The 6,647-nt window shown below is 71.3% G+C and carries 5 protein-coding genes; 1 reads left to right on the top strand and 4 read right to left on the bottom strand.

Annotated elements, in window-relative coordinates; translation table 11 throughout:
* The 4 genes from MJ785_RS19285 to MJ785_RS19270 all read right to left on the bottom strand — a co-directional run.
* A partial coding sequence (locus MJ785_RS19285) for a polysaccharide pyruvyl transferase family protein (protein ID WP_239382135.1) occupies positions 1-985 on the bottom strand: 985 nt, incomplete at its 3' end.
* Positions 945-2,153 (bottom strand): glycosyltransferase, encoded by a 1,209-nt coding sequence (locus MJ785_RS19280; RefSeq protein WP_239313008.1) that lies wholly within the window; start codon positions 2,151-2,153, stop codon positions 945-947. The genes MJ785_RS19280 and MJ785_RS19285, both read right to left, overlap by 41 nt.
* A complete protein-coding gene (locus MJ785_RS19275) occupies positions 2,140-2,922 on the bottom strand; it encodes a glycosyltransferase (RefSeq protein ID WP_239377242.1) in 783 nt (260 codons plus the stop codon). The genes MJ785_RS19280 and MJ785_RS19275 overlap by 14 nt, the downstream gene beginning before the upstream one ends.
* Positions 2,923-3,888: 966 nt before the next feature.
* Positions 3,889-5,217 carry a C40 family peptidase gene (locus MJ785_RS19270; RefSeq protein WP_239382134.1) on the bottom strand — a complete coding sequence of 443 codons (1,329 nt, stop codon included), beginning with the start codon at positions 5,215-5,217 and terminating at the stop codon, positions 3,889-3,891.
* A gap of 1,093 nt (positions 5,218-6,310) precedes the next feature.
* Here MJ785_RS19270 and MJ785_RS19265 point away from each other — a divergent pair.
* Positions 6,311-6,647: hypothetical protein (locus tag MJ785_RS19265; protein WP_239382133.1), on the top strand; the 337-nt coding region annotated here is incomplete at its 3' end.

Raw genomic sequence — 6,647 nt, 5'->3', positions numbered from 1 at the left:
GGATGGCGCCCGCCAGCTCGCCCGCGGGCGCGTCCGGCCGGACGGCGGGCTGGCCGAGCCGGCGGGCGAGGCCGGCGAGTTTGGCCTCGTGCGCGACCGCGACCACGGGGGTCCCGGCGGCGGCACCGGCGAGCAGCGCATGAAAGCGCATCGCCACGAGCAACCTGGCCGAAGCGGCGCTGGCCCGTGCCTCGGCCAGGTCCGCCGGCGGTGCCAGCACCGTGCTGCCCGCAAGCCGGGCCCGCAGATAGGACGCCATCTCGCGGTCGTCCGCACCCGTGCTACCGACCTGCCACGGCTGAAGGAGCACCCGCAGCCCGTTCGCGCTCTGCTCGGCGAGAGCCTCCGCGAGCCGGTCGAGCAACAGCGAGAGCTCCTTGCCGGTGGCTGCCAGATGGCTCAGCGCGACCAGGACGGTATTCTCCCGGTCGCGGTACCGGCCGCCGGTGTGCGGCGGTGGGTTCAGCGGTGGGTTCAACAGCGTCCACGCGGGGTCCGAACCGACCCGGAACGGTGTCGGGGCGCCGCAGCCGCGCAGCAGGTGAGCTGACTCCTCGTCGCGCAGCACGAGGAGATCGATACGGCGGACCAGCTCCCGCGCAAGCCGTCGCGAAAGCGGGTCGGCCAGGAGACCGGCGCCGACACCGACCGCGGCGACCCTGCGTCCGAGCGTCCGTGCCGAGGTGACCAACGCAAGTGAACGCACCAACAACGAACGCGCCGCACGGCCGGCGCTCGGGTGCAGGGTCTTGAAGATGGTGCCGCCACCGAGGACGACCACATCCGCGCTCAGCAGAGCCTGGGCGACCGCCCACGGATCATCGCTGTCGACGGCGTCACATCCATAGGTGTGCTCCGTCCATCCCGGACGCGCCGTGGTGACCACGAAGTCGCAGCCGGGCAGCGCCCGCAGAAACGCCTCCAGCAGCGCTTCGTCGCCCGGATTACGCTGTCCGAACGCGCCGGCCAACAGCACCCTTGCCACCGGTCACCTCCTCGTAGAGGTCGAGATGGCGGCCGGCCACCGTGGGCCAGGACCTGCCGTCGGCGAGGAACGCGTTCGCCGCGCGGATCCGGTCGAGCCGAGCGTGGTCCCGCGCAAGCTCGCGCAGCCGTTCGGCGAGCTCCGCCGGTGTTCCCGGTATGGTCATCAACGGTGGGGCACCGACGCAGTCCGCGAGCGCCCGCGACAGCAGCACCGGGGTTCCGTAACCGAAAGCCAGCGCCAGCACGCCGCTGCTCGCATGCGGCTTCGGATACGGCAGCAAGGCGAGGTCGGCAGCGCCGAACCAGTGACCGACCTGCTCTTCTGGCACATATCCGACGAACCGCACCTTGTCGGCGAACCGCTCGCGGAGCGCGTCCGCGTAGCTGTGCGTCCCGGTCATCCGCGGATGGTCACCGCCGGCAACCACGAGCTGGACGGTGCCGCCAGCCAGTACAGCCGCCTCGCAGGCCAGCTCGAGGCCCTTGTAGGGCGCCACGAAACCGAAACAGAGAACGGTCAGCCGACCGTCCAGGCCGAGCGCGAGCCGGCTGGCCCCGCGGTCCGGGGTGACAAGATCCTCGATCCCGTGCGGAATGAGCACGGCGGACGGCACGACATCGGTGAACGCACGCTCATGGACCACGACCGCGTCGGCGAGCCCGCTCACCACCCGCTGCAGGCCGGCAAGCCCGCCGCGCGCCACCGCCGCCGGTACGGCCACCCGGTGCATCCGCGTGTACTCCGCGGTGACGTCCTGGGGTGACACAACCTGGTGCATGGTGACGACGACCGCGGGGCGGCCACGCCGCCGGGCGGACAGCGCCGTCACCAGTGACGGCAGTGCCGCGGCCCCGCCGTAGAGGAACAGCTCGTGCTGCAGGTGGATGATCGGAGCCCCGGTCTCGCGGGCCGAACGCCATGCGGCCAGCAGCGACCACGGCCGGTTGCCAAAGGCTCGATGCACGGTGGGGATTGGCTCGTCGCTCGGGGGCACCGCGGCCGATTCACGAACGTTGATCTTGGGCGCGACCACCGCGACCGTCGCGCCCGCGTCAACCAGTGAGGTCGCGAGGTTCGCCGCGTAGGAGGCGACGCCGCTCGTCCCGGCGTGCTTCGCGCCGCGCGGTGGATAAGGCGCGACGAGCGCGACGTCAGGCCGCGACATCGACAGCTCGCCGGCCTGCCGCGAGCAACGCCGAGGCAACCGCTGGTTCGCCGCGGGCGGGTGCCGGGACCGGCAGCATCCGATGCCGCAGCCACAGGCGTAACAGGGAGACGGCCATCCGCCGGCTGTCCGCGAGCAGGTCCAGCCGCGAGCCCTGCTGGTCGATCCAGACCGTGGGCACCTCCGCCACCTCGCACCCCAGGGCGCGGGCGACGACCAGCAGGTCGACGTCGAAGAGGAAGTCGCGGGCGGACAGATACGGCGTGACCTGGTCCAGGACGTCCCGCCGAAACACCTTGGCGCCGCACTGCGTATCGCAGTAAGGCAGTTTGAACATCAGCCGAACCAGCATCGCGAATCCAGCACTTGCCGCGCGGCGCCGCAACGGACGGGCCACGGGCAGCAGCGAAGCCGGATGCCACCGGCTGGCCACCGCCGCGCCGACGTCCTGGGCGACCGTCGCGAGCCTCAGCAGCTCACCCGGCGGGGTGGCGCGATCAGCGTCGACAAAGGCGACGAGTCCCGCGTCGGCCCGCCGGAGCGTCTCCGTTATCACGCCGCCCTTGCCAAGCTTCGGGTAGCGATACATCCGCAGCCTGTCATCGACGGCCTGATAGCTCCGGACGATTGCCGCGGTACCATCGGTGCAATGATCCAGCGCCACGAAAAAATGAAAGCCCGGCGCGTCGAGCGCACGCAGATAGCTGTCGAGCGTGCGACCGATCCGATGCTCCTCGTTATGCGCGGGAATAATGATGTCGAGACGCATTGAGCTCCCTTACCAGGAGAACCGACGGAGGCCGGAAACAAACTCGCCGACAGGCCACCAGAGCTATGGCAAAAATTCGGCGGCCCTGACAGCGCATGGCAGCACGACCGGCCGCCGGCCGCGGTGCGGTCTGATCCGCCCGCCCCCTCCCCCGTGGATCCCAACATTGGACACACTCATCAGCAGAATTCTCAGCCAGGCTCTACCCAGCCAGTTTCCTGGTCGTGACTGCCAAGAAACGGCAGAGTTGCGGTTGCATGGCTGTTTGCTCCGGGCATGGTGTCCGTATCCGAAACTCCGGGTGGAAATCAAGCGAAACACTACGATGCGTTACAGTGAATGAATACACGTTCAGGGCGGGACCGCATTCCGGGCCGCGGCCCGCCTCGATCAGCCCGGTCGGTCCACGCCCACCGAGCGCCCGGCAAGAGCCACCCAGGAGCGCCCGGCAACAGAGGCGTGGACCAAGGAGCGGGGCTGGGGTACGCGCCCCAGCCCCGCGACGCCGCGTCCCCTGTTGCCGGCCGCGCCGCAAACAACACCAGCCGAACGCCGCTGTCACACGGCCGCGGGCCGCCATCCCGGATGCTGGTCGTCCGTCTGGGGCGGCACCGCGGGCGGATGGCGGCGAAGCGCCCCCCGGCAACGCCGGCAGCGAATATCCCCACGCTGGGCGACGCGGCCGCAGCCAACCGCGCACGGCACCGACTCATACGGCCCGAGAGCAAGCTGGCCCGCATAGTCGCCGACCAGCAGCCGGCACCGGCAGCGCATCACGTCACAGCAGACGAGCAACTCGCCACGGCGATGCAGCCGCCACTCATGGCCGCATTCCCCACACGGCCTCACCGGTCGACTCACGTTCATTGTCCGCCCCCGATCCGAGCCGGCGGCGCGCTGGCCGCCGACGGCAGTTTGCTCAGCCAGAAACCCGCGCCTTCCACCGCTTCCAGCGCGTGGGGCTGTTCACCCAGCGGTCACCGGCGCCTGGGTGGTGGCCGCCGCGGAAGGAGCGGCCGATGGTGGTGTCGCCGTGGTCGCCGTGGTCGGCACCGGCGTGCTGGCAGGCGGTCCGCTGCCCGCTGGTGACGGAGAAGGGGATGGCGAAACGGTCGGCTGCCCGGTCGCGGCCGGTGCCGGCGAAGCCGCGGACGCCGGCTGGGTGACGGCAGGTGACGCGGCAGGCGACGGGGCGGCAGCCGGCACGGTGGACACCGTGGCCGCGGTGGGCCCAGGCTCGGGTGCGGCCGATGCGGGTCCGCTGGGGCTCGGTGCCACACGTGGCTGCGGGAGGTCACCTGGTGTCGGCGTCGGGTCGGCCGAGCCGCCTGGGGTGGGCATCAGGGCGGGGGTGGGGCCGGTGGGCATCGGCTCGGTGGACATCGGCTCGGTGGGCAAGCCAGCGGCGAGACCGGCCTGTCCTACCGCCGGTGCGACGGTTGGCGGCTCACCCGCGACAACACCGCCGCCGGGGTCCTTGCGCAGCGGTGGGATCACCAGCGGATCCACCGCCGCGCCGCCGGCGGGCGGCGGCGGCACCGTGAACGGGCCGACCGTGGTTATCCCCGTACCGCGGATGGCCCGCGAGAGCCGGACCGCGCCGATATAGCCGTCGAGCCACAGCGGTGTGATGCGGACCACGTCTCCGGTCTGCGGCGCATGGATCACCAGGCCGCCACCGACGTACATCGCGACATGATGGATCGTTGCCGGATCAGCGGTGTCGTAGGCGTAAAAAACAAGATCGCCGGGTAGCAGCTCAGCCAGCCGGACGGCCTGGCCGACCCGGGCCTGGTCCGCGGCGACCCGGGGGATAAGGATCCCCGCGGTCGCGAACGCCCGCTGGGTGAGCCCGGAACAGTCATACGAATCCGGGCCTTGCGCCCCCCACTCATACGGCCGGCCCAGCTGGCTGAGGGCAAACAGCAGCGCCGCGCGAGCCTGTGCTGACGGACCGAGGCCCGCGACGTCCTGGGCCCGCACGACCGTACGCCAGCGGGCCAGGCCGGGCACATTGAGCTGGTCGCCGCCGGCTCCCGGCGTCGCGTCCGCCTGCTGAACAAGATCGCTAAGATTCGCCCGCAGCGTGCTGTACGGCTGCCGGGCCCAACCGCCGGACAGCCCGGAGCCGCCGGCAACGTCGGCCGTCCCGCTCGCCGACACCAGGAGCGGCGGAGGCGAGACGGAGCGCGGCAGGGCCACTTCGGAGCCGCCCAGCCCGTACACCGCCATGCTGGCGGCCAACATGATGCGCACGAGGTGCCGAATCTCGTGCCCGCCCCCCTGTGCCCGCATGCTCCTCCGTTCATCCGGACCGCTTTCAGCTCCCGGCGGCAACAGGAATGCGGCCGCTGCCCCGGGCATGTCGCGGGGAGATACCGCACGGAAAACCGATCACCGCCACCGCACGCCACCCGCGCGGGCACCGCGGGAACACACCAGCCGCTCGTACCCGCCGATTTCTCCAGGCGGCTGCCGACAGCCATCCCCCCTGTAAGCGATCCGCTATCCCCCGGTAGGCGATTCGCACGCCCTCACGCTTCCATACGTTATACGGCGGGAGCCCATCGCTCCCGCCAGTCAGCCGGCCACATTTTAGCGGCTCCGGCAATGGAGCTGTCCGGCTTGCGCCGCCCAGGCCGCGCCCTGCCACGTTGCCGTCGGTCCACGCCCAGCGCGGGACGCCTTCCGCCGCCGCCTCGCGATCCATCCACCCAGCCGCCGCGCCTGATCGAACACCCTATTGCCGGGCGCTCTTATTGATCAGAAAAACTCGCCAACGCCACCAACTAGCCACCCGCCGGCCATGGAGAATTTGCCGCGGCGAGATGACCAGGAAATGCGGTGAGGACAGAGTTGAGACCCGTGATCGGGTCGATCTCCGCCGGCCGCGGGGAAGGGGCCGGGGGCAGGGAAACCAACAGACCGGGGCGTGGCGGGGCCGCGCATGGAGATTTTTTTCGCGACACGTCGCAGGCGAGCACGCATTGACTGTGGCATTTCCATTCACCCGCGGGTAGCCCCGCGCCCGTTTCGGGCCGGCGGCGCCCCGGCCGCGGCCGGCAACCAGCCGAAGGCGGTGCGAGCATCTCCTTCGCGCCGCCGACGACACGACGATCAAAAGTGTCCGGCAACAGATGCGTGGAGCAAGGAACGGGGCTGGAGTGCGTGCATCGCGAGGCGGCGTGGGGAGCCGCCCTGCTGGTACGCGCCCCCACCGCGCGACGCCGCGTCCCCTGTTGCCCGCCGCTCTCAGGGGGGAGCAATCGATGGCCAAGGATGGGGCCGGCCAGCGCCGGCCGCGGTACAGCGGGCCACCACGCGGCGCGTTCATCAGGACGGCACGCCGGAGCAGGCTCCGGGGCAGGCCGGCCGGCCGGGGGGCCGCATGACCGTCTCCGCCGGGAACGCCACGCTCGCCAGCGCCGCCGGCATCTCGCTGCCCCGTCGCCGGATCGCGACCGAGCAGATCATGGTTATCGCGGGCCAGCTCGGCGCGGGCGGCGGCAACCTGCTCTTCTCGATCGTCGCGCTGCGGCTGCTGAGCCCGAGTGACTATGCCGAGCTTGTCACATTCATCGCCCTCTATCTGCTGTTACACGTTCCGACGGCCAGCCTGGCGGTTGGCAGCGCCATCGCGCCAGGTGACGAGCGGCGGCTACGCCGCGCCGGGCTGGGGCTCGGCGCCGGGGCCGGGGCCGCCCTCGCGGCGGCGAGCGTGCCGC

Origin of the sequence: Protofrankia sp. CiT1 (assembly GCF_917627335.1) — a bacterium.
In the GTDB taxonomy this organism is placed as follows: domain Bacteria; phylum Actinomycetota; class Actinomycetes; order Frankiales; family Frankiaceae; genus Protofrankia.
This window is presented reverse-complemented; position numbering and strand designations above follow the sequence as displayed.